The organism is Thermobifida fusca NBRC 14071 = JCM 3263 (assembly GCF_001592045.1).
GTDB lineage: Bacteria > Actinomycetota > Actinomycetes > Streptosporangiales > Streptosporangiaceae > Thermobifida > Thermobifida fusca.
Genome location: NZ_BCWB01000027.1, coordinates 19,261 through 38,251 on the forward strand (window position 1 = coordinate 19,261; position 18,991 = coordinate 38,251).

At 66.3% G+C, this 18,991-nt stretch carries 13 protein-coding genes, 1 pseudogene and 1 CRISPR repeat array; of the genes and pseudogenes, 13 read left to right on the top strand and 1 reads right to left on the bottom strand.

The window, feature by feature from the left end; genetic code table 11:
• Positions 1-354 precede the first annotated feature (354 nt).
• A complete protein-coding gene (locus tag TF1_RS06090) occupies positions 355-3,309 on the top strand; it encodes a glycoside hydrolase family 48 protein (protein ID WP_016188914.1) in 2,955 nt (984 codons plus the stop codon).
• A gap of 156 nt (positions 3,310-3,465) precedes the next feature.
• On the opposite strand, the gene TF1_RS06095 is transcribed toward TF1_RS06090, so the two are convergent.
• Positions 3,466-3,756, bottom strand: coding sequence for a GNAT family N-acetyltransferase (locus TF1_RS06095; protein ID WP_011292384.1), 291 nt, complete (start codon positions 3,754-3,756; stop codon positions 3,466-3,468).
• A 174-nt stretch (positions 3,757-3,930) separates the two neighbouring features.
• Here TF1_RS06095 and TF1_RS06100 point away from each other — a divergent pair, with 174 nt between their 5' ends.
• The 12 genes and pseudogenes from TF1_RS06100 (at position 3,931) to TF1_RS06155 (ending at position 18,963) form a co-directional block, all read left to right on the top strand.
• Complete coding sequence (locus TF1_RS06100; protein WP_061783726.1) at positions 3,931-4,938, top strand: L-threonylcarbamoyladenylate synthase; 1,008 nt, start codon at positions 3,931-3,933, stop codon at positions 4,936-4,938.
• A gap of 101 nt (positions 4,939-5,039) precedes the next feature.
• Entirely contained in the window at positions 5,040-5,549 is a 510-nt protein-coding gene (locus TF1_RS06105) for a DUF1918 domain-containing protein (protein WP_011292386.1), read from the top strand.
• A gap of 210 nt (positions 5,550-5,759) precedes the next feature.
• Positions 5,760-8,604: direct repeats of the CRISPR family, unit length 29 nt; unit sequence CGGTCCATCCCCACGTGCGTGGGGCTCAC.
• Positions 8,605-9,514: 910 nt separating this feature from the next.
• The gene (locus TF1_RS16125; protein ID WP_156482490.1) at positions 9,515-10,510 is read left to right on the top strand and encodes a hypothetical protein; all 996 of its coding nucleotides are present in this window, start codon (positions 9,515-9,517) and stop codon (positions 10,508-10,510) included.
• A gap of 26 nt (positions 10,511-10,536) precedes the next feature.
• A complete protein-coding gene (locus TF1_RS15805) occupies positions 10,537-11,334 on the top strand; it encodes a helix-turn-helix domain-containing protein (RefSeq protein ID WP_082797696.1) in 798 nt (265 codons plus the stop codon).
• Positions 11,335-11,441: 107 nt separating this feature from the next.
• The gene (locus tag TF1_RS06120; protein WP_061783729.1) at positions 11,442-11,822 is read left to right on the top strand and encodes an ATP-binding protein; all 381 of its coding nucleotides are present in this window, start codon (positions 11,442-11,444) and stop codon (positions 11,820-11,822) included.
• 143 nt (positions 11,823-11,965) lie between these two features.
• Positions 11,966-12,808 carry a sigma-70 family RNA polymerase sigma factor gene (locus TF1_RS06125; protein ID WP_174522683.1) on the top strand — a complete coding sequence of 281 codons (843 nt, stop codon included), beginning with the start codon at positions 11,966-11,968 and terminating at the stop codon, positions 12,806-12,808.
• A gap of 3 nt (positions 12,809-12,811) precedes the next feature.
• Positions 12,812-13,615, top strand: coding sequence for a protein phosphatase 2C domain-containing protein (locus tag TF1_RS06130; RefSeq protein WP_061783731.1), 804 nt, complete (start codon positions 12,812-12,814; stop codon positions 13,613-13,615).
• A gap of 128 nt (positions 13,616-13,743) precedes the next feature.
• Positions 13,744-14,139 (top strand): hypothetical protein, encoded by a 396-nt coding sequence (locus tag TF1_RS06135; RefSeq protein ID WP_061783732.1) that lies wholly within the window; start codon positions 13,744-13,746, stop codon positions 14,137-14,139.
• 210 nt (positions 14,140-14,349) lie between these two features.
• Positions 14,350-15,846: an FtsK/SpoIIIE domain-containing protein gene (locus TF1_RS06140; RefSeq protein ID WP_082797697.1), complete on the top strand. Its 1,497-nt coding sequence runs from the start codon at positions 14,350-14,352 to the stop codon at positions 15,844-15,846.
• Positions 15,847-17,546, top strand: a pseudogene (locus TF1_RS06145) (replication initiator).
• Positions 17,546-17,722 (top strand): DNA-binding protein, encoded by a 177-nt coding sequence (locus TF1_RS06150; protein ID WP_156482491.1) that lies wholly within the window; start codon positions 17,546-17,548, stop codon positions 17,720-17,722. The pseudogene TF1_RS06145 and the gene TF1_RS06150 overlap by 1 nt, the downstream one beginning before the upstream one ends.
• Positions 17,722-18,963, top strand: a complete 1,242-nt coding sequence (locus TF1_RS06155) for a tyrosine-type recombinase/integrase (RefSeq protein ID WP_061783734.1) — start codon at positions 17,722-17,724, stop codon at positions 18,961-18,963. Before TF1_RS06150 ends, TF1_RS06155 begins: the two co-directional genes overlap by 1 nt.
• Positions 18,964-18,991 lie beyond the last annotated feature (28 nt).

Sequence of the window (18,991 nt, forward strand, 5' to 3'; positions counted from 1 at the left end):
AGCGCTCCCGTGACTCAGGCCACAGGCCCCCTTCCCGGGGCGAGCCCCCACCACCCCGGGAAGGCCACTGCGACCCCTGAGCTCAATTCATGGGAGCGCTCCCATGCCAGTGCTCCCGGCAGAAAGGAGAGAACCGGAACCCGGTACCGCTGGTTTCACTGATCCCCCTGTTTTCACCCGGCATCGCCCCGACACCAGCGATGCCACCCCCGCGGCGGCTGCAGTCCACACCCGGCACGCCGCACACCCCTCTCCTGTGTGACACGCGGTTCCGAACGGCCTTGCCGGTTCTCGGTATGCCGACGAACGGCACGGCTGCTCCGGAACCGGAAGATCCGGAGGTTATTTCCAAGCATGAGATCGTTACTGTCTCCCCGGCGCTGGCGCACGCTGGCCTCGGGGGCGCTCGCAGCGGCCCTGGCCGCCGCTGTACTCTCCCCCGGCGTCGCGCACGCCGCCGTCGCCTGCTCGGTGGACTACGACGACTCCAACGACTGGGGTAGCGGGTTCGTCGCCGAAGTCAAGGTGACCAACGAAGGCAGCGACCCCATCCAGAACTGGCAAGTAGGCTGGACCTTCCCCGGTAACCAGCAGATCACCAACGGCTGGAACGGCGTGTTCAGCCAGAGCGGCGCCAACGTCACCGTCCGCTACCCGGACTGGAACCCCAATATCGCCCCCGGAGCCACCATCTCCTTCGGCTTCCAGGGCACCTACAGCGGCTCCAACGACGCCCCGACCAGCTTCACCGTCAACGGCGTCACCTGCAGCGGATCCCAGCCCGCCAACCTGCCGCCCGATGTCACCCTGACATCCCCGGCCAACAACTCGACCTTCCTGGTCAACGACCCGATCGAGCTGACCGCGGTCGCCTCCGACCCCGACGGCTCGATCGACCGGGTGGAATTCGCCGCCGACAACACCGTCATCGGCACCGACACCACCTCCCCCTACAGCTTCACCTGGACGGACGCTGCCGCCGGCTCCTACTCGGTGACCGCGATCGCCTACGACGACCAGGGAGCCAGGACCGTCTCCGCTCCCATCGCCATCCGAGTGCTGGACCGGGCCGCCGTCATCGCCTCACCGCCCACCGTCCGCGTGCCGCAGGGCGGCACCGCCGACTTCGAGGTGCGGCTGTCCAACCAGCCCTCCGGCAACGTCACGGTCACCGTGGCGCGCACGTCGGGCAGCTCCGACCTGACCGTCTCCAGCGGCTCCCAACTCCAGTTCACCTCCAGCAACTGGAACCAGCCGCAGAAGGTGACCATCGCCTCCGCTGACAACGGCGGAAACCTGGCCGAGGCGGTCTTCACCGTCAGCGCCCCCGGCCACGACTCGGCCGAGGTGACGGTCCGGGAGATCGACCCGAACACCAGCTCCTACGACCAGGCCTTCCTGGAGCAGTACGAGAAGATCAAGGACCCCGCCAGCGGCTACTTCCGCGAATTCAACGGGCTCCTGGTCCCCTACCACTCGGTGGAGACCATGATCGTCGAGGCTCCGGACCACGGCCACCAGACCACGTCCGAGGCGTTCAGCTACTACCTGTGGCTGGAGGCGTACTACGGCCGGGTCACCGGTGACTGGAAGCCGCTCCACGACGCCTGGGAGTCGATGGAGACCTTCATCATCCCCGGCACCAAGGACCAGCCGACCAACTCCGCCTACAACCCGAACTCCCCGGCGACCTACATCCCCGAGCAGCCCAACGCTGACGGCTACCCGTCGCCTCTCATGAACAACGTCCCGGTGGGTCAAGACCCGCTCGCCCAGGAGCTGAGCTCCACCTACGGGACCAACGAGATCTACGGCATGCACTGGCTGCTCGACGTGGACAACGTCTACGGCTTCGGGTTCTGCGGCGACGGCACCGACGACGCCCCCGCCTACATCAACACCTACCAGCGTGGTGCGCGCGAGTCGGTGTGGGAGACCATTCCGCACCCGTCCTGCGACGACTTCACGCACGGCGGCCCCAACGGCTACCTGGACCTGTTCACCGACGACCAGAACTACGCCAAGCAGTGGCGCTACACCAACGCCCCCGACGCTGACGCGCGGGCCGTCCAGGTGATGTTCTGGGCGCACGAATGGGCCAAGGAGCAGGGCAAGGAGAACGAGATCGCGGGCCTGATGGACAAGGCGTCCAAGATGGGCGACTACCTCCGGTACGCGATGTTCGACAAGTACTTCAAGAAGATCGGCAACTGCGTCGGCGCCACCTCCTGCCCGGGTGGCCAAGGCAAGGACAGCGCGCACTACCTGCTGTCCTGGTACTACTCCTGGGGCGGCTCGCTCGACACCTCCTCTGCGTGGGCGTGGCGTATCGGCTCCAGCTCCTCGCACCAGGGCTACCAGAACGTGCTCGCTGCCTACGCGCTCTCGCAGGTGCCCGAACTGCAGCCTGACTCCCCGACCGGTGTCCAGGACTGGGCCACCAGCTTCGACCGCCAGTTGGAGTTCCTCCAGTGGCTGCAGTCCGCTGAAGGTGGTATCGCCGGTGGCGCCACCAACAGCTGGAAGGGAAGCTACGACACCCCGCCGACCGGCCTGTCGCAGTTCTACGGCATGTACTACGACTGGCAGCCGGTCTGGAACGACCCGCCGTCCAACAACTGGTTCGGCTTCCAGGTCTGGAACATGGAGCGCGTCGCCCAGCTCTACTACGTGACCGGCGACGCCCGGGCCGAGGCCATCCTCGACAAGTGGGTGCCGTGGGCCATCCAGCACACCGACGTGGACGCCGACAACGGCGGCCAGAACTTCCAGGTCCCCTCCGACCTGGAGTGGTCGGGCCAGCCTGACACCTGGACCGGCACCTACACCGGCAACCCGAACCTGCACGTCCAGGTCGTCTCCTACAGCCAGGACGTCGGTGTGACCGCCGCTCTGGCCAAGACCCTGATGTACTACGCGAAGCGTTCGGGCGACACCACCGCCCTCGCCACCGCGGAGGGTCTGCTGGACGCCCTGCTGGCCCACCGGGACAGCATCGGTATCGCCACCCCCGAGCAGCCGAGCTGGGACCGTCTGGACGACCCGTGGGACGGCTCCGAGGGCCTGTACGTGCCGCCGGGCTGGTCGGGCACCATGCCCAACGGTGACCGCATCGAGCCGGGCGCGACCTTCCTGTCCATCCGCTCGTTCTACAAGAACGACCCGCTGTGGCCGCAGGTCGAGGCACACCTGAACGACCCGCAGAACGTCCCGGCGCCGATCGTGGAGCGCCACCGCTTCTGGGCTCAGGTGGAAATCGCGACCGCGTTCGCAGCCCACGACGAACTGTTCGGGGCCGGAGCTCCCTGATCCTGAACAGTCCGTCTCCTGACCGGCGGTCCGTGGCGGCGTAGTGCTCCCCCGCCGCGGACCGCCCTCCACCACCCCCCTGGGGCCGTCCGGCGCACCAACACCGGACGGCCCCAGACTCCTTTCACGGCCTGCTACTCGGCCCGACGCCCCGCCCTATCCAGCCCGATCAACCAGGTCAGCGTAGTCCGGGTGCCGCTCGAGCCACGCCTTGACATAGGGGCAGACCGCACGCACCCGCAGCCCGCGGGCCCGCACATCATCCAACGCCTCCCGCACCAGCCGGCTGCCCATCCCCTTCCCCTGGAAAGAGCCGTCCACCCGAGTGTGGAAGAAGACCACCCGATCACCGGCAACAGGCTGGTATTCCGTGAAACCGGCGATTTTCTCCCCGGCACGGATCTCGTACCGGTGCTGTGCCGGATTGTCGATCACCGTGACATCCATGGCGTTCCCCTCCCGTTCCCCAGGCGGCGGCGCATCTCTCATCCGGCGGCCTGCCCAGGACTGTCCTCTTCCCCAGGACAGCCTGAGCACGCGCCCACACGGCGAACCCCCGCCACAGCCCTAGCATGGTGAACGGCCACGGTCGCAGGGCGACCACGACACCGAGGAGGAGTGATGGGCGACGGCGGCACAGTACGCCACCCTTCCGTACGTGCCGTATCACCGGCAGCGTTGGACGAGGCGGTACGCGTCCTGCGGGCAGGCGGCCTCGTAGCTTTCCCCACCGAAACCGTCTACGGCCTAGGCGCGGACGCCGCGAACCCGGCCGCGGTAGCGCGCATTTTCGCCGCCAAAGGCCGTCCCGCTGACCACCCCCTGATCGTGCACGTCGCTTCCGCGGAGAGCGCGCGCGACTGGGCTGCTACCTTTCCTCCTCTCGCCCGCACGCTGGCGGACGCGTTCTGGCCCGGACCGCTGACCCTCATCCTCCCCCGCTCCGCCCAAGTGCCGGACGCAGTGACCGGTGGACGCGCCACGGTAGGGCTGCGGGTCCCCGACCAGCCGGTCGCGCTCGCACTCCTGGAACGCTTCGGCGGCGGAATCGCCGCACCTTCCGCGAACCGGTTCGGCCGAGTGAGCCCGACCACGGCCGCGCACGTTGCCGCTGACCTCGGGGACCGGGTCGACCTGGTGTTGGACGGCGGACCGTGCACGGTCGGCGTGGAATCGACGATCGTCGAAGTGGCCGACGGCCGACTCACCGTGCTCCGCACCGGAGGCATCACCCCCGACGACCTTGCCGCGGTCACCGGCGCCCCCGTCGACACCACCCCCACCGGACCGGCCCGGGCACCCGGCATGCTCGCCGCCCACTACGCACCCGCCGCACGGGTCGTGCTAGCCGAAGCAACAGAAGCCGCGGACACGGTCGCCCAGTGGGTGGAGAAAGGACACCGGGTGGCTGTGCTGGCGGAGACCGCTACCGTGCCCGAAAACCTGCCGGAAGGCGTGGTGGTGCTACCGTCCCCTGCTTCGGCTCGGGACTATGCCCGCGTGCTGTACCAGCGGCTGCGGGACGTGGACGCGGCGGGAGCCGACGTGGTCGTCGCGATCCCCCCCGAACCCGCGGGGATCGGCTTGGCGGTACGGGACCGGCTGCTGCGCGCATCCCGGGCGCACTGACCTCTCCCCCTGGGGCAAGGGATTTTTCCGCATAGACGAGCCCGTTTCCGGGCTCTCTTTCTGTGGAGACAGAAAGAGAGCACCGACACCAGGGAGGGCCGATGAAAGCTCAAGCCGGAGACCGGATCGTTGTGGAACGCCCCCGCGATGACCTGCCCGCGCGCAAAGGCGTCGTGCTCAAAGTGCAGGGGGACAACGGGGGCCCGCCCTACTGGGTGCGGTGGGAGGACGAAGGCCGGGAAACCCTCGTCTACCCGGGACCGGACGCCCGTATCGAGCCCCGCCACCCCGTCCCCCAAGCCCGCCAGGAGCATACGGAGGCCCGTCAACCGCAGCCGGGACAGTCCCTGAAACGGATACAGATCGACGTCGCAGTGTCGGAGGTGCACGAGAACGGCTCCGTGCGCACCCTCGCCGAAGCGCAACTGCCGTCCACCAAGTGGAACCTGCGCGGCCACGGAGAAGCACGCAAGCATCCCACCGACGCCGATATCCCGGAGATTGGGGAGGAACTAGCCGTGGCGCGGGCGCTGTCCGATCTCGCCCACAAGCTGCGCCGAGTAGCCGCAGAAGACATCGAACAGGCCAGCCAAGCGTGGCAGCCCACGTGACCCGCAGCACCAGCAGCCCTGACAGCAGCGGGCACTCAGCGGTGCCGTTGCTGTCAGAGTTTCTCGTTCGATGCACAGCCCAAGGGCCCACGCGTGCTGGCCTGAGGCAGCGCTAAGTAACCGATAGCGCTCCTCAATGCCCGAGCAGTCCAGGCACCGCTGCATTCCCACAACTTTCGAGAAGGCGCCAGGGACATCAGTGGTTGTGTCCGATCTATCCCCACGTGCGTGGGGCTCACCTCCTGATCATCGTCCTATCCCTCCATTATCGAAACCGGTCCATCCCCACGTGCGTGGGGCTCACCGGCGGTGGAGGGGGGTAGGGGGTTTTCTCCCGGTCCATCCCCACGTGCGTGGGGCTCACTCATCGATGACGTACACCACGGAGCTGGAGGCGGTCCATCCCCACGTGCGTGGGGCTCACGAAGGCAGCCGCGTTCCGACTGGAGAGTGTGGCCGGTCCATCCCCACGTGCGTGGGGCTCACAGTTCTGCCAGTGTGGCCATTCAGCATCCCTCCGGTCCATCCCCACGTGCGTGGGGCTCACCGGTGCCCGCCGTCTGGTGCGGCGGGCTCTGTGCGGTCCATCCCCACGTGCGTGGGGCTCACCCTGTCGCGGACGCCCCCGCGGCAGGGCCCTTCGGTCCATCCCCACGTGCGTGGGGCTCACCAGATCAGGAGCTGACGATGGTGTCCCTGCCTCGGTCCATCCCCACGTGCGTGGGGCTCACCAACGGAGAAAGCCCCCAGACGAGTCTGAGGGCGGTCCATCCCCACGTGCGTGGGGCTCACTTCCCCTGATCGTGACGACGGTAGCCCAGAACCGGTCCATCCCCACGTGCGTGGGGCTCACACGGTCGGGAAGCAGCGGAAATCGCTGGTCGGCGGTCCATCCCCACGTGCGTGGGGCTCACCTGTGTGTCCAGGTCTGCCAGTGGCAGGAGCACGGTCCATCCCCACGTGCGTGGGGCTCACGTACATCACTGAAGCTGACCGTGAAGTGTCACCGGTCCATCCCCACGTGCGTGGGGCTCACCCCCAGGCCGCGACGCAGCGGGGTGGCACCGTTGGTCCATCCCCACGTGCGTGGGGCTCACATCTACAGTCAGGGCTCCTCGTCGTCGTGGGCGGGTCCATCCCCACGTGCGTGGGGCTCACAGCTCCAAGAAATCATCAAGCTGGTCGGGGTTCGGTCCATCCCCACGTGCGTGGGGCTCACGAATCCGCGTCCCAGCGGCTCGTGGGGCACGTCCGGTCCATCCCCACGTGCGTGGGGCTCACACGAACCCCAGCCCTGCTACATCGAAGTCGACCGGTCCATCCCCACGTGCGTGGGGCTCACTGCGTGGGGTTGATGAGCATGAACCTAGCGGCGCGGTCCATCCCCACGTGCGTGGGGCTCACGGCCGCTAATCCGGGAAGCTGCAGGCCGGGAACGGTCCATCCCCACGTGCGTGGGGCTCACGTACATCACTGAAGCTGACCGTGAAGTGTCACCGGTCCATCCCCACGTGCGTGGGGCTCACGGTCTAACGTCGCCCTGGACAGGTCGATGAGGTCGGTCCATCCCCACGTGCGTGGGGCTCACGCGCTCTCGTCGACGTCGTTGGTGGTCGCGCTCGGTCCATCCCCACGTGCGTGGGGCTCACGAACTCGTCCGCAGCCCCGCCTACGGGTGCGGCGGTCCATCCCCACGTGCGTGGGGCTCACGACGACATCGAACTCGTCGACGCCCGCTCCTACGGTCCATCCCCACGTGCGTGGGGCTCACAGTCGGCGGAACGCTCGTGCGCCTCAGCGATGCGGTCCATCCCCACGTGCGTGGGGCTCACAGTTCTGCCAGTGTGGCCATTCAGCATCCCTCCGGTCCATCCCCACGTGCGTGGGGCTCACTATCCATACGCCGCGGACGCTGCCCGGGTCTTCGGTCCATCCCCACGTGCGTGGGGCTCACCGGCGGGGATTGGGATGTGTAGCCGGGCGGGTGCGGTCCATCCCCACGTGCGTGGGGCTCACTGGGTGATCGGAGGTCGACCGGGTGGGCGTGCCGGTCCATCCCCACGTGCGTGGGGCTCACATCGACCGCGTTAAGACCAAGCGCGGTCAGGCACGGTCCATCCCCACGTGCGCGGGGCTCACGGGTCGCCCGAGACCGGCCGACCGCCGAGGAGGCGGTCCATCCCCACGTGCGTGGGGCTCACATTCGGCGTGGCCGTTCGACCGCCGCAGTGGCAGGTCCATCCCCACGTGCGTGGGGCTCACGTCGGCCTGGAACTGCTCGACCGCGGCAACAGTCGGTCCATCCCCACGTGCGTGGGGCTCACCTGATGACAACCCGGATCATTAGTGCAGGCTCCGGTCCATCCCCACGTGCGTGGGGCTCACCGCCTGCCCACCTATGCCGCGCTAGCGGCCGAGGGTCCATCCCCACGTGCGTGGGGCTCACTTCCCCTGATCGTGACGACGGTAGCCCAGAACCGGTCCATCCCCACGTGCATGGGGCTCACACGGTCGGGAAGCAGCGGAAATCGCTGGTCGGCGGTCCATCCCCACGTGCGTGGGGCTCACCCAGTCCGAGAGTTCGTCTGCCAGTTCGACGACGGTCCATCCCCACGTGCGTGGGGCTCACCTCCGCGGAGAACGCTCCCTCCACTCCTCGTCCGGTCCATCCCCACGTGCGTGGGGCTCACAGCTGACAGCCCTCGTTGACCTGGTCGCCGAGCGGTCCATCCCCACGTGCGTGGGGCTCACCGCACCTCCCCTCCTCGCACCAGATGGTCAGGAGGTCCATCCCCACGTGCGTGGGGCTCACTGGTCCCGCCGCAGGAGAACCCGGTTCGGATCGGTCCATCCCCACGTGCGTGGGGCTCACACGATAGTGTGACACAGAACACACTGTTCTAGCGGTCCATCCCCACGTGCGTGGGGCTCACGTGCCCTAGCTCTACCCTCCGAAACGGAGATCCGGTCCATCCCCACGTGCGTGGGACTCACCCACACCACGCACCGGCTGTACCGGGGGACCTCGGTCCATCCCCACGTGCGTGGGACTCACAGAAGCTGACCTGCAACTTTGCGAGGCGTTATCTCCTCGTTACCAAAGGCGTGGACAACTTCGTCGCACAAGACACTCTAGACCGTTTTCCAGAAATCTGAGTCAGAACTAGAACCCAATTAATCACCGTCGCCATACGCGGAATGCCTGGCGGTCCCTGCGTGGCCATGACGAGCTTTCTTCTTGCGCGACGGATGACGGTTGATGGCACCACGCCCACGGGGCTCAGGGGAAGTGCTGTAGCTGGCCTCAATACAGCAAGACGCCCGGGGCCGTACCGGCTCCCGGGCGTCTCCGAGTGCGTATCGACGTGGGCGCGAGAGGACTCGAACCTCCGACCGCCCGCTTGTAAGGCAAAGGCATCACTAGTTCGAACCATGGCTAACCTGGGCTAATACGAAAAGACGCCCGTTTTCGGCCGGGGACAAGCCGTGGCCGTTGCTGTCACGGTTGCTGTCCCTTTCTCCCCCTTCTCACCTCACAGACGGCAGGGAACAGCAACCACTGACCACGGTCCGCTGTCGGGTCCCCTTCGGCTTCGGCCTCCCCCGTTCCAACGGCGGGCGCCCACGGCTCTCGGTCCGTGGCGCTCGATCGCGCCGGAGCGCTCAGCCACAGACAGGCAGGGTCGCGCGATCGAGTGCCACGGGAACCGAGAACGCCATCAACCACAGGCGAGACCACGGGCCAGGGGCCAGATTCCGCCAGTTTGCGCGATGTCTCGTTGCTTTGGCCTGTGCTGTGGTGGGATACCGATCAATGCAGCTCGGCCTTGTGACGGTGTGGCTGTGGCTCGGGACCGGGCGACAGCCCGCAGCCCGAGCCACAGCCACACCCTGCGACGGCGCGCAGCGCCGTCGCCTTGATCCCATAAAGCCCAATTCGGCAACCAGAATTATCCGGAGAGAAAGTGGAACGTATTGAATTTATCGTAACTCAACTCGAAGAAGCAAAAAGAATGATAGACCTCGGAGGAATTCCTCGCTTCAGATTGGCATTTTTGCTACTAGACAATGTTGTAGAACTCTCCATGAGAAGAATAATAAAGGAAAATCTATTGATTAATAATCATACAAATCTTAAATCCATCAAATTTTGGGAACAGATGCTAGACATCTCCAGTGAAAATTTAGACCAGGAAAGAATTCGGAAAACTTTAGAAAGTCTAAAAAATGAGACCGTACCTCCTAAAAAAGTACAGCGAATAGAAAGTCATTTCGACGAGAAGGCCCATTTTCTGGCACAGAGGGGCGTAATTAGCCACCCTCTTGCCAGAACAATAACGAAGATGCATTCGTACAGAAATGAAGTTTACCATCGGGACAACATTCGCCATGAATCAATTAAGCCAGCAACTACCATTCTATTTGATGTCGCTTGTCTTCTTTTTTCTAAAGTAAGGCAACAATTTGTTGTTTGGCCACTTTCTGATTCTCTAAGAGAGATTTGCGACCGCTACGGAGTCAAGTATGAAATGTTCTCCCCCTTGGATGTTTGTGATACCGTTGCAAGAGAACTCAGAAGACAGCTTGACCTCAACGAGGAAACCTTAAAACTTGCCCTGATCGAACACCTGAAGTCACGAATACAGCATATTGAGGAAAATCTGGACTTCCTTATTTCTTGTCTCCCCATCGTGGACAACCGGGAGGAGATGCTGAAGCTAGTTCAGTTTGACAGATACTCAGAAGAGATAGAATTGGAGAATGTCCTAAGCTTGAAGTTTCGATACAGAGAAAAAGACCTTATCAGATGGAGAAAAAGAGCAGAAGACATCCGAAAAGAGGAAGAAAGGTATAGGATATTTTCGCGCTTTGCGGACATTGAAGACGAGCTCGAACCCCTCGAAAACATCGTCCAAAAGAATGTCTCCGAGACGGAGAAGCACATCAACTTTCGAGACTAGACCCTGTAAATAAAATAAGAACTCCCATGTCCTCCAACTATCTACAAGAACTCGGCACAAAATTGAGTCAAGCCAGAAAGAAGTCTGGCTTGTCCACCAGAGAGCTGGCAAACATCTCACACACAAACCAATCTACCATCTCACGGATAGAAAACGGCCAGCGCATAAAGTCAACCGAGACAATAAAAAAGATCATTACAGCCCTACCGATATCCACAGAAGAGACAGAGCACCTCATTTCCGAGACTTTGAAAGCTTATGCAACGAGAACCAAGGAAAGGAGGATAGATGCTGGTTTTTCATTGAAACCGGATGCGGTTCGTCGGTTGGAGCGGTCGGCCTCTTCAGTGGCTGGTTTTCAGTCGGCGGTGATTCCTCGGCTGTTGCGGACCGGAAACTACGCCAAGGCTGCGAGGACTCGGGACCTCGGCGTCTCCGGCGTGCTCGATGACGAGACTCGGTCGTTCCGGTTCGTGGTGTCCGAGGGGGCGTTGCGGACCTGGCCGGGGGACGGTTCGGTGATGCTGGCCCAACTCGACTACGTGGCAGCGGTGTCAGAGCGGCCGAACGTATGGGTCGGGGTGGTGCCCTGGTCAGCTCGGCTGGATGTGGTGCCTCCGCACGGGTTCACGGTGTACGGGGATGAGGCGGTGTCGGTGGAGACCTTCACGGCTGAAGTGACCATCACCGATCCGGACGACGTGGCGGCCTACCGCGACGCCTTCGCCTCGGTGGAGCAGGCGGCCGTGTCCGGGGAGGAGGCACGGGAGTTGATCGCGACTGTCCGGGCAGACTTCGCGCGGCTCCTCGGCCAATCCAACTGATTCATTGATTTCGTTGAATCATTGCTCTGTCTTGGCTTACGCTCCCAACGTCAAGGTGTATAGCCCTCTAGACGGCGGTGGTTGCGGTGCCTCGACAGTGGTCACGCATGTTTCGCGCGTTCCCGCACCAGGTGCGGGACGCTCGCGAGTTCGCCCGGGCGGTCCTGGGTGATCATCCGTTGGTCGATCAGGTGGAACTCGTCGTCAGTGAACTGGCGACCAACTCGGTGAAGCACTCCAAGAGTGCGGAGTTTTGCTCCTCCTTCATCGTCGGCCTGAAGGTGGCCGACTGGGGTGTTCGCGTGGTCGTGGCCGACCTGGGCTCGCGTACCCCGATCACCCCTCACCCGGGGATGCCGTCGCCCGATGAGGAGCATGGTCGGGGTCTGGCAATCGTGGCCGCGCTGACCAAGCAGTGGGGACGCGACACACTCCCGGGAGGACAGCGCTTCTGGGCCGAACTGGCCACTGATCCCCCCTCGTCGTGAGCGGTATGCGGATGCCGCGGCGGCGCAGACGCTTCCGGGCAGTTAGTTCCTCCTCTGGTGAACTCCTCGACCCTGCTTTGTCTAGGGGACTACACTCGCAAGCGCTGTTCATGCTGCTTGCTGTGGCGGAGAGGAGGGGGCGCGTGCCAAGCGAGTACGAGCGCATCGCAGCGATCGATGACCCGTTCGCTCTGCTCCGGGCGGCCACCGAACGTCTCGCCGAAGCACAGCAGGAAGTGACCGACCTGGCCCGGCTGCGCCGTCGCGTGATTCAGGACCTGCACGCTCAAGGGCTGTCGTATGCCCAGATCGCCAAGCAAGCCGGGCTGAGCCGTGGACGTATCCACCAGATCCGCCACACCGGCCCGGCACCCGAAGGGGAGTTTTTCGGCTCGGGCACGGTCACGGTCGTCACCCCGCTGCGCCACGACCCGGAGAAGAACCGGGCCGTGGTGTCGCTGGAAGACCTCAACACCGGCAAGCGGCTGGAAGAACTGGCGCGCAACCTCGAACTGACCGTCAAAGACGACCATGTCTCGGTCTCCGGAGAGGTCGACCTGAACCGCTCGGGCCTGGTGGTGGTGTGCGGACCTCGGATGAGCCGGGCCATACGGGAGCTGTACGACACCGACCCGGTGCTCCGTTGGGAGCGCGAAGACGGCGGACCGTGGCGCATCCGGGACACCCGAACCGGCGAAGTCCACTATGCGGGCTCCGACCAGAACCCGCCCAAACCCAGTGACATCGCCTATCTGGGACGGCTTTCCCGCCCCGACGGCAAGGGGTCGGTGCTAGTGATCGCGGGCGTGCACCCGGTGGGCTCACTCGGCGTGGCCCACCTGCTGTCCACCGACATCGCCACACTGTGGGGTCAGGTGGGAACGGACAACTTCTCGGTCCTGGTCCGTACCGAGTACGACCCCACCACCAACGAACCGACTAGGACCGAGTTGGCCACACCGCTGTACCGCCACGACCGGGAGTAGCCCGTGCCGTTCCGTCTCGCCACCGACCCGGCGCACACCGACCGGGTCAACGAGGATTTTGCGGCGGTGGGCGCGGATGTGGCGGTGCTGCTGGACGGGGCCGGCACCCCTGCGGGTTTTGAGTCGGGGTGTGTGCACGGGGTGGCCTGGTACACCCGCAGGCTCGGCGGCCTGCTGCTCGCCGAGGCCACCCCGGACCGCACGCTCGCCGACGCGTTGGCCTCGGCGATCGACACGGCCGCTGCACTGCACGGCCCCGCCTGTGACCTGGCCGATCCGAACACGCCCTCGGCCACTGTGGCCGCCGTGCGCTTCACCCCGGACAGGCTGGACTATCTCGTGCTGGCCGACTCGGTGCTCGTGGTGGACCTGGTCGACTCCGATCCGCTGGTGGTCACCGACGACCGGATCAACGCCGCAGAGCAGGAGGTCCGGCGCCTGCACCCGGCGGGGGAGAAGCTGACGCGCCGCGAGTTCGATGCGGGGCTGGCCCAGTACCGCAACGTTCCCGGCGGCTTCTGGACGGCAGGAGCCGACCCCCGCGCCGCCGGGGAGGCGCTCACCGGGAGTGTGCCGCTGGCCGGGGTGGCCGGGCTGGCCCTGCTCACCGACGGGGCCAGCCGACTGGTCGACACCTTCGGCCTGCTCGACTGGCGCGCCCTGCTCGACCTGCTGCACACCCAAGGACCGCAAGCACTCATCGCCCGGGTGCGCGACGCCGAACGCGCAGACCCCGACGGTCGGCGCTGGCCGCGCTCCAAACGCCACGACGACGCCACCGTCATCACCTGGCGACCGGCCAACTGAATACCCCCCTAGACAATCGTTCGGGCTTCTTGTTGCCGTCTCTGTCAACCCCCCTAGACATCCCTTGTTCCGGGGCGCACGCCCTGTGTCGTCTAGGGGGATAGACAAGAGTGGAAAGGTGCTGCTAGATGGCGATTCAGGGTGCGTTGCCGGTGGAGTTCGGGACGGTGTTCCCGCACGGCGCGTTCGCGCTGGGGGTGGAGGCGGTGACGAACTTCGAGACCAAGCGGCCGGAGGTGGACCGGGAGGCCGGGTTGCCGTTGTGGGCGGTGGAGGTGATCGACGCCGACCCCAACGCGCGGGGCCGGGCCAAGTCGGTGAAGGTCAAGGTGGCGGCCGAGGTCTGCCCCGTCCTGCCCGATGAGGTGGCGGGGCTGCCGTTCCGGCCGGTGGAGTTCGAGGGCATGACGGTCATGCCCTACGTGGACGACTCGGGGCGGCGGCCCCGGGTGGCCTACTCGCTGCGCGCCCGCGGCATCAAGGCTCCCGGCGCCGGTGGGCGTCGGGCGGCCAAGGACGCCTGAGCTGGTGTGAGCGGGGCGGCTTGGTGCTGCAACACCGAGCCGCCCCTGTGGCCTTTCTGCTTCTGTTCGGGTTGCCAACCGATGAACCACAGAAGAGGTGTGTCTGATTATGGCTGACCAGTCGTCTTCCGTCGTGTCGTGGGAGAACTTCGCGTTCTCCTCACCGGGTGCCTGCACCCGTCCGGCCTGCCTGGTGGGGGGTGGGTGCTGATGTGGTGGTCTCCTCGGCCGGCCTCTCAGCAGGTGTCGGTGACCACGCCGGTTCCGGCCCAGGCGTTCCGGTTCGCCACGCCGGTGCTGCCCACCCCGGTGGCGTTGATCGTGGCCCGCTGGCTGGCCCGCGCCCTGGTGCTGGTGGTGGGGCTGCCGTTCCGTTTCCCTGTGGCCTTTGCCCTGGCGGGCCTGTCCGTCTTGGGTGTGCACGTCTTCGGCACAGTCACCGTGGCGGTGGTCTGGGTGCTGGTCGTTGTCGGCCTGCTGGTGTGGTGGTGGCGCTGGCCGGTCTCCTTCCGGCACTGCGTGGGGCTGCGGCTGCTGGCGGCGTGGCGGTGGTGGTGGGTGTATGCGCGGCACTGGCAGCCGGTGCTCGTGGTGGCCGGGCTGGCCCAGACCTACCAAGAGCGCCAGTACCTTCCCCGCATCCGCAAGGTGACGTGCACGGCCTGGGCCGACCGGGTGCGAGTGCGTCTGGTCGCCGGGACGACTCCCGCCGACTTCGAGAGCCGGGTGGTGGAGTTGGCGCACGGGTTCGGCGCGCCCTCCTGCCGGGTGATGGTGCGCGGGCCGCGGGACGTGGTCTTGGAGTTTCCCCGCCTGGACACCTTGGCTGCCCCCATCGACGCCCTGGAGGTGCCCGAGGCGGTCGATCTGGGCGCGCTGCCGGTGGGCCTGCGTGAGGACGGCACGCTGTGGCGGTTGCGCCTGCACGGCACGCATGTGCTGGTGGTGGGGGTGACCGGCTCGGGCAAGGGCTCGGTGCTGTGGTCGGCGGTCCGCGCCATGCTTCCCGCCTTGGAGGACGGGACGGTGCAGGTGTGGGCGGTGGATCCCAAGCGGATGGAGTTGTCCTACGGGCGTTCGCTGTTCGCCCGGTATGCCGACACGGGGGAAGCGGCGGTGGCCCTGCTGGAAGACGCGGTGGCCGAGATGCAGAACCGGGCCGAACGCTACGCCGGACACCGACGCTCCCACACCCCCACGACCGAGGACCCGTTCGTGGTGGTGGTGCTGGATGAGGTGGCGTTCCTGACCGCCTACCACCCCGACCGCGACGTGCGGCGTCGCGCCGAAAACGCCATCGCCACGCTCACATCCCAGGGGCGTTCGGTGGGGTTCTGCGTCCTGGCGGCGTTGCAGGACCCGCGCAAGGAGGTCATGAACCTGCGCAACCTGTTTCCCGACAAGATCGCCCTGCGCCTGGATGAGGCCGCCCAGGTCGACATGGTGCTCGGCGAAGGCGCACGCGACCGCGGCGCCAATGCGCACCTGATCGATCCGGCCCTTCCCGGGGTGGCGTTCGTCCGGCTGGAGGGCTCGCCCGTGCCGGTGCGGGTGCGGGCGGCGTATGTGTCCGATGCCGACATCGACGCCATGACCGCCCGCCTCGCCCCCACCTCCGTGAAGGCCTCCGGGGCCGGGGTGGAGCGGTCGGCCTCGGCGGACGCGACGGTCACGACGGTGCTGCGCGTGGCGGAGGGGGCCGCGTAGATGCCCACGCCGACCGGTAAGACCACCCGCGCTGAACGCCTGGCCCAGCCGTTGGCGCGAGTGGTGGCCGAACAGGTCGCCGCCGACCACGGGGTGTGCATCCGCCCGGTGGCCCTGCGGCGTATCGACACCGTCACCGGGGCCAGCGAGGTCGTCGACGTGCCGTGCGGGGCAACACTGGAGTCTCGCTGCCCGGCGTGTGCGCGCCGCAAGCGGTCCCTGCGCCGCACCCAGTGCGAAGAAGGCTGGCACCTGACCGAAGAACCCGTCATCACCCCCAACGAACCGACCACGGTGCAGCGGGCCTGGGTCGAACAGCGGGCCGTGGTCACGGCTGAACGCGACCGGCTGGCCGCCCTCGGCGCTGACCCGAGGGTCCTGGCCGAGTTGGACCAGGCCATTGCTGATCTGGATGAGGAGATCGCTGCCTCGGGGCTGCGCGGCCGGGTCGCTCCCGCTCCCTCCTCTGCGGCTAGGGCTCGGTCTCGGCGGGTGCGCTCGACCCGGCGACGCCAAGACGCGCCCGACCTGCCCAAGCGTCCGATGGTGCGCCGCACCGTGGGCCGGGCCTTCACCGACCCCGACACCGGCAAAGTGTTCCGGCCGTCGCTGTTTGTCACGCTGACCTGTGACTCCTACGGGCGGGTGCGCTCCGACGGCACACCGGTGGACCCGGCCTCCTACGACTACCGGCGGGCCGCACGCGATGCCCTGCACTTTTCCAAGCTGGTGGACCGGTTCGCGCAGAACCTGCGCCGGGTGGCCGGGTTCGAGGTGCAGTACTTCGCCACGGTGGAGCCGCAACGGCGTCTTGCTCCGCATCTGCACATGGCGATCCGCGGCACGATCCCGCGTGCGGAGCTGCGGCAGATCGCGGCGGCCACCTACCACCAGGTGTGGTGGCCTCCGACTGATCGGGTGGTCTTCGACGGCGACCACCTGCCCGTCTGGGACGAAGCAACCGGCTCCTACCTCGACCCGGCCACGGGGGAAATCCTGCCCACCTGGGACCAAGCCCTCGACGCCCTGGACGCCGCCCCCCACGCCCAGCCCTTGCACGTGTCCGCTTCGGCCCCCAAGTCGACGCCAAAGGCGTGCTCGCCGGATCACCCGACGCCGACCGGTGCATCAGGTACCTGGCCAAGTACCTGACCAAGGACATCGCCGAATGCCACACCGTCGAAACCGTGGCGCAGGAACAGCACGTCGAACGCCTCCTGGACGCGCTGCGGTTCGAGCCGTGTTCGCCGCGGTGTGCGAACTGGCTGCGCTACGGCATCCAACCCCAAGCAGCCAAACCAGGACTGCGCCCGGGGTTTTGCACCTCCAAAGCCCACCGGCGCGAGTACCTGGGCTATGCGGGCCGGCGCGTCCTGGTCTCGCGCAAGTGGTCCGGCAAGACCCTGGCCGACCACAAGGCCGACCGCCTGGCCTGGGTCCTGCGCACCCTCGGCCTCGACCCGGACAACCCCGACCACACCCAAAAGGACACACACCCCCACGGTGTCCCGCTGCACTTCCTCGGCGGCGGCGGCCACATCGCCTGGGAACTGGCCCGACCCACCGACCCGGACGTGCCACCCCGCGAACACCGCCTCCTGCGGGCCGTCGGCGAAGCACTCAAACGCCGCGCCGCCCTCCACGCGGCGCAAGCCGCTCAACGACAGGCCACCCTTTCGGCAACTGGAAAGGCAGCGTGATGGCTGATCTGATCCTTGCCGTTGATGAGGCGGCCCAGTGGCTTCAGACCGACCAGCGGATGCCTTGCGGCCTGGCCCGCTCTCGGCAACTGCGCTCGGTCAAGACCGGTCGGCCTCTGTTCGTGCCGTTCTCGGTTCTGGTGGAGTGCCTGAAAGGTCTGGAGGGCGCGGCCTGATGGCGGTCAACAATCGGCGGAACCGCAAAGGGCGCAAACGGGCCAACGGGGACGGGAGCATCTGGAAGCGCAAGGACGGACGCTACGCCTTCGCGGCCTACGTTCTGACCACGGACGGCATTTACAAGCGCGTCCAGGGCTACGGGCGCGACTACGAAGACGCCCGGACCAAGCTGCACAAGCTGCTCGCCGACTCCGACCGGGGTATCCCGGTGGTTTCGGAGAACTGGACGGTCGGGGATTACCTGGACTACTGGTTGGAACACGTCGTGCGGGTCGAGCGGCGGCCCAAGACCGTTCAGGGCTACGAAAGCGTCATACGTCGCCACCTCGTTCCCGCTCTGGGATGGAAGCGGCTGGACAAGCTGACCGCTCGCGACGTGCGGACCTTCATCACGAATATTCGGCAACAGTGCCAGTGCTGCCGCAACGGCACCGATGCCGCACGGGAATTTCCCCGCTGCTGCGCCAAGACTTCCCCGGAATGCTGCGGGACCCGGTTGTCGGCACGCATGGTGCAGTTCATCCATGCCGTACTGCGCAACGCTCTTCAGACGGCGGTCCGGGAAGAGGTCATCCCCCGCAACGTGGCTTCTCTGGTGCGGGTTTCCGCACCGCGCTACACGGTAAACCGCGGGCTCGACCTGGCCCAGGCCAAGCGGCTGTTGAAAGTCTCCAGGGACGACCGGTTTCACGCGCTTTACGTCCTGGCGCTCTGCCTGGGACTGCGGCGCGGGGAACTACTCGGACTGCGCTGGCAAGACGTGGACCTGGTGGCGGGACGTCTGGAGGTGGTCCACACCCTGCAACGGGTCGACGGTCGGCTTCTCCTGGTGCCGCCCAAGACCGAGGGCTCGGCGCGGACGGTCCCCCTGCCTGACCTGTGCATAACTGCGCTACGGGAGCACCGGGAACGCCAGCTCGCCGAACGCTCTGCGGCGGGGGCGAACTGGCAGGACCACGGTCTTGTGTTCCCCTCACGGCGGGGCACTCCGTTGGAACCGACCAACCTGCGGCGCAGTTGGCATCCGCTGCGGTCGGCGGCGGGCCTCGACGGGATGCGCTTCCATGACCTTCGGCACACCTGCGTGACGCTGCTGCTCAACCTCGACGTGCCTCCCCAGGTGGTCCGCGAGATCGTCGGGCACAGCGACATCGGAGTGACCATGACGATCTACGCGCACACCTCCCTCGACGACAAACGGCGGGCGCTGGGCAGGCTCGGCGACGCGCTCGGCTGAGGCGGTTGCTGTCACGTTGCTGTCGACC

Coding starts and splice junctions, on each gene's coding strand:
- TF1_RS06090 (WP_016188914.1), top strand. CDS start 355: ATGAGATCGTTACTGTCTCCCCGGCGCTGGCGCACGCTGGCCTCGGGG.
- TF1_RS06135 (WP_061783732.1), top strand. CDS start 13,744: ATGGCGATTCAGGGTGCGTTGCCGGTGGAGTTCGGGACGGTGTTCCCG.
- TF1_RS06105 (WP_011292386.1), top strand. CDS start 5,040: ATGAAAGCTCAAGCCGGAGACCGGATCGTTGTGGAACGCCCCCGCGAT.
- TF1_RS06150 (WP_156482491.1), top strand. CDS start 17,546: ATGGCTGATCTGATCCTTGCCGTTGATGAGGCGGCCCAGTGGCTTCAG.
- TF1_RS06095 (WP_011292384.1), bottom strand. CDS start 3,756: ATGGATGTCACGGTGATCGACAATCCGGCACAGCACCGGTACGAGATC.
- TF1_RS15805 (WP_082797696.1), top strand. CDS start 10,537: ATGTCCTCCAACTATCTACAAGAACTCGGCACAAAATTGAGTCAAGCC.
- TF1_RS06100 (WP_061783726.1), top strand. CDS start 3,931: ATGGGCGACGGCGGCACAGTACGCCACCCTTCCGTACGTGCCGTATCA.
- TF1_RS06140 (WP_082797697.1), top strand. CDS start 14,350: ATGTGGTGGTCTCCTCGGCCGGCCTCTCAGCAGGTGTCGGTGACCACG.
- TF1_RS06120 (WP_061783729.1), top strand. CDS start 11,442: ATGTTTCGCGCGTTCCCGCACCAGGTGCGGGACGCTCGCGAGTTCGCC.
- TF1_RS06155 (WP_061783734.1), top strand. CDS start 17,722: ATGGCGGTCAACAATCGGCGGAACCGCAAAGGGCGCAAACGGGCCAAC.